The 4,363-nt window shown below is 39.0% G+C and carries 5 protein-coding genes and 1 pseudogene; 4 read left to right on the top strand and 2 right to left on the bottom strand.

The window, feature by feature from the left end; all coding sequences use genetic code 11:
- Nucleotides 1-178 (bottom strand): annotated as a pseudogene (locus AB685_RS32230) (type 1 glutamine amidotransferase domain-containing protein); the annotation flags it as partial.
- A 143-nt stretch (nt 179-321) separates the two neighbouring features.
- Here AB685_RS32230 and AB685_RS27020 point away from each other — a divergent pair.
- Nucleotides 322-1,038 (top strand): hypothetical protein, encoded by a 717-nt coding sequence (locus tag AB685_RS27020; RefSeq protein WP_047973689.1) that lies wholly within the window; start codon nt 322-324, stop codon nt 1,036-1,038.
- Nucleotides 1,039-1,050: 12 nt separating this feature from the next.
- On the opposite strand, the gene AB685_RS27025 is transcribed toward AB685_RS27020, so the two are convergent.
- Nucleotides 1,051-1,890, bottom strand: coding sequence for a biotin/lipoate A/B protein ligase family protein (locus tag AB685_RS27025; RefSeq protein WP_047973690.1), 840 nt, complete (start codon nt 1,888-1,890; stop codon nt 1,051-1,053).
- Nucleotides 1,891-2,100: 210 nt separating this feature from the next.
- Between AB685_RS27025 and AB685_RS27030 the strand changes: the two genes are divergently transcribed.
- The 3 genes from AB685_RS27030 to AB685_RS27040 all read left to right on the top strand — a co-directional run.
- A complete protein-coding gene (locus tag AB685_RS27030) occupies nt 2,101-2,325 on the top strand; it encodes a DUF1450 domain-containing protein (RefSeq protein WP_047973691.1) in 225 nt (74 codons plus the stop codon).
- Between the two features lie 190 nt (nt 2,326-2,515).
- Nucleotides 2,516-3,757, top strand: a complete 1,242-nt coding sequence (locus AB685_RS27035; RefSeq protein ID WP_047973692.1) for a dicarboxylate/amino acid:cation symporter — start codon at nt 2,516-2,518, stop codon at nt 3,755-3,757.
- Between the two features lie 224 nt (nt 3,758-3,981).
- A partial coding sequence (locus tag AB685_RS27040) for an HD domain-containing protein (protein WP_047973693.1) occupies nt 3,982-4,363 on the top strand: 382 nt, incomplete at its 3' end.

The following is a 4,363-nucleotide window of genomic DNA, read 5'->3' on the forward strand; positions in this document are numbered from 1 at the left end:
CTAAGCTGTTTGGGTCAAGGGGAACGTCTCCACCTCGAATGCTCGTCACTTCAATGTTATATCCTTTTTCTTTGAAAATGTTATAAGGTACAGCAAATTCTTCAAGCCATAAGCCTGTTTTTTGACCATCGGTAATTGTTGTGTGATTGGTAACAACAATTAAAACTTGTTTAGACATTTAAAATTCCTCCTCAACTCAAGTACGAGTACATAGATACTGTTCCCTGATCACAATAGATAAAACCTTCAAGTTAAAAAGAGGGAAATTTAGGGAAATGTCGAATGTAGTTAACTAAAACAAAATTGATAGAGGTTGATAACATGCGGGGTTACATACAAGGTATCTTAATCATTTTTTTGTTATCAATGGGCTTAGGCTTAACCGCTTGTCATAGCGATGAAGTTTCTCAATTAAGTAAAGTAGAAGGAGCAGATGTGACGTATAGTGAGATGTTTAAAAGCTATGACCGTATAGATGAATATAAAGAAGTGAAGCATTATGAGCCAATTCAATTAGGGGATGTCCCAGTGGAGTTGAGTCAACGCTTAACGGAACCACTTGTCAATATTATGTTACATGAAGATCTCCCTTTTAGTGAAAGAGCCCTTTACTTTAACCGAATTAAAAATTATGAAGGCGATTATGTGGATCAATTCCAACTGAGTTGTTGGGATCTAGAGGATGATCAATTTTTCATCGTTACAATAACAGAGAGCCCGTTAAACCCTTTTGATCAAGGTGCTGGTGAGATTGGTCGTGTTGATATATTTGGTAATGAGGTGAGGAAGCACTATTTATTTAGTGGCGATCCTGTTATTCATCATATTCAACAGGAAGAAAGTGGTCAGGTTTTTCGTTATTACCAATATGATGAAGAAGATGAAATTGTACGAACCGTCACTACAAGAGCACATGAACTCTATACCTATTATGATGGATACATTTATCACTTCGGTTATTCAGTAAAAGCTGAAGAGGAAGATTATCATAAGACGATCCTTCGCTTAGCAAGAAGTTCAATTGTAGGAAGAATCTAAAACAACCGATGCTTACTCCTGAGGGAGGCATCGGTTGTTTCGTTCGGTTACGCGTATTACATTTTGTTCATATAAGCTGATTTCTTCCTCTGTTAAGCTGGTCATTAGCAGCTCGGCTCCATTATGTTGCATCGTCTGTAAAGTCTTCATCATCACCTCTGAAATTGTTWAAGGGGTGTCTAACAGTTCTGATAGAGATGCCATTGTAGCTGGTTTGATCCGAGGGTATTCAAATTTTGTCTTAGCCCCCTGTACAGCATGGCGATAAAACTCTCGTATCATCTCGGCACGTTTTGAGCCACTGCCAGTGATGCATAAGTAAATTTGAACGGCAACGCCCCCTCGTATTCTACGTTGAGAGATCCCGGCAAACTTTTTTCCATCTATACTTAAGTCATAACTTCCCGGGCAATAAGAGCCTACAATTTCATAGGCTTCAATCGGTTTATGGTAGGGGGAAAACACATCTTTTATCAAATCGAACATTAAATCATATCCAGCATCAATCGATATTTTCTTATCTTCTTTCATGATAAGAGATAGGTTTAATACCCCCTCATCAAGCACAACAGCTAAACCTCCAGAATTCCGGACAATTACTTTATAGCCTTGTTGTTCTAAATAATGAATGCCATTCTGAATATGGGGTAGACGACTATCCTGAGTACCTAAGACAACCGTATCATGGTGTACCCAGCTTCTAAGTGTAGGAGCTGCTTCCATTTGCCCGACTGCCGTACATAAAGTATCATCGTAAGCAAATGATTGAAGAGCGTTAAAAGCAGGACCTAATGTAGAATGGTCTAAAAAGCGCCATTTATTTTCAAAGGCAGTAGAAGTAATATTAGTCATAATTAGTGACTCCTTAAAATGATAAATAATAGTCATTATAGCAYGTGGAGAAGGCTGTGGAGTATGTCAGCTAGATCGAATTAAAATTCTCAATTGCACCATGACAAGAGTGTGATATACTAGTGATTAGTCCGTGTAAAATTCGGGCATTCTGCATATAAACTTAACTTCTTAGTAAATAGATAACTTTTAAAAGAAAGGAACRTGGAGATGGCTAACGAATTTCGCATTTGTGATGAATGCCAAGCGACGAATATTAAAACACTCGTGCCTCGCTTGAAAAAAGTCGATCCTGAAGCAACAATAGATGTACGTTGTCAATCATATTGTGGACCAGGTCGAAAAAAATCGTTTGTATTTGTTAATAATCGCCCGGTTGCARCTCCTGATGAGGAGCAAGTCATTGAAAAAGTAGAGAAAAAGTTGAAAAAATAATCATCCTGACTTATTCTTTAAGTCAGGATTTCTTTTTAAAGTATAGCGGGAATTGTCGAATCCCATAATCTTTCACTTCTAAAAGAGGTTTGCAATCGGATACAATAGGGAAAGGGATAAGGCTATTAAAAATTCGCAAAAGTAGGACAACACCATAGATTGGCAACAAAGAGAGAGGAGATGGTTAAGTATGAGCTTAACAAAAAAGATCATAATTGCCCTCATTTTAGGTGTGGGGGTAGGGCTAGCCTTTAATGCATGGGCACCAGAAGCTTTTGAAGTAGCAGATGCATATTTCTTAACACCACTCGGGCAACTTTTTCTAAAATTAATTACGATGCTCGTTGTACCACTTGTATTCTTTTCTATTGTTCTTGGAACAGCTGGAATGGGAGATCCTAAAAAGTTAGGTCGGATTGGTGGTAAGACTGTTGGTTACTATCTTTTAACAACGACGATTGCACTGGTAATTGGTTTAACGGTTGCATTCATCATTCAACCAGGTGACCCAGGGTTAATGGGTGATCAAAGTGAGGAATTTGCAGCAGAAGAACCACCTCCAGTTATGGACACGCTCTTAAATATTATTCCTACAAATCCAATCGAAGCTCTAGCTTCAGGTGAAATGCTTCAGATCATTGCGTTTGCCGTGTTAGTAGGTCTTGCGATGGCAAAGCTAGGGGATAAAACGCGTGGCGTGATGAGGTTAATGGAGCAAGGTAATGAAATTATGATGTATCTTGTTACCGTAGCGATGAAGCTTGCCCCATACGGTGCGTTTGCGTTAATTGCCTCTGCTCTTGGGGAACAAGGGTATGATGTGTTGGCATCAATGGTTATGTATATGATTGCTGTTATCCTTGGGTTAATCATTCATGCTATTGTTACTTATGGTGGATTTATTGCCTTGTTTGGCAAACRAAACCCTGTTCAATTCTTTAAAAATTTCTTCCCTGCAATGATGGTTGCCTTCAGTACATCAAGTAGTAGTGCGACCTTACCTATCTCAATGAAAACGGCGCAGGAGAAGCTAGGCGTTTCAAAACCAGTATCAAGCTTTGTTCAACCGCTTGGTGCGACGATTAATATGGACGGTACAGCGATTATGCAAGCCGTTGCTACAGTCTTTATTGCTCAAGTATATGCTGTACATTTATCAATGGGGGATTTATTAACAGTTGTTCTGACAGCTACACTAGCTAGTATCGGAACAGCCGGTGTACCAGGTGTAGGTATGATTATGCTTGCAATGGTATTAACCTCAGTTGGTCTCCCAGTTGAAGGGATTGCCCTTGTACTTGCTGTTGACCGTATTCTAGATATGATCCGTACTGCTGTAAATATTACAGGTGATGCTTCATGTGCAGTTGTTGTGGACCGTACAGAAGAGAAACATCGAACTGTTGAACAAGAAAAAAGTGTGGAAGCATAATATATTAATGAATAAAACAGAAAGCATACAGACTGATATTGGTCTGTATGCTTTCTTTTGGTTTCAAATGATGTCATTAAGGGGTAGAGGGTATTGGATTACTCCCTCAATCACCTAGGTCCTATTCTGTAAAGTTGGTGTAAATTACACAGCAAAAGGTGGGACTCGTAAGGTTCTTACGTTATAATGAAAGCAATAGAATGAACGGATTGAGAGGTATAACCATGACGACACCTTATTATGGACAGCTTGAAGAGGAAAAAGTATTTAAAGATCCTGTGCATCGTTACATACATGTGCGTGATGAATTAATTTGGGCTTTAATTGGCACAAAAGAATTTCAGAGACTTAGACGAATACGCCAGCTCGGAACAACCTACGTGACATTTCACGGAGCTGAACACACACGCTTTAATCATTCACTAGGTGTATATGAAATTACAAGGCGAATTTTAGAGGTTTTTAAAGGGCGCCCCCATTGGAATGAGGAGGATCGTCTTTTAAGCTTATCTGCTGCTCTGTTACACGATTTGGGTCATGGACCTTTTTCTCATTCATTTGAAAAAGTGTTTGATATGGACCATGAGGAATGGACTCGTGAAATTA

The organism is Bacillus sp. LL01 (assembly GCF_001037965.1).

What these genes read in the sequence shown, in the direction of transcription:
- AB685_RS27020 (WP_047973689.1), top strand. Translation starts at nt 322, where the DNA reads ATGCGGGGTTACATACAAGGTATCTTAATCATTTTTTTGTTATCAATG.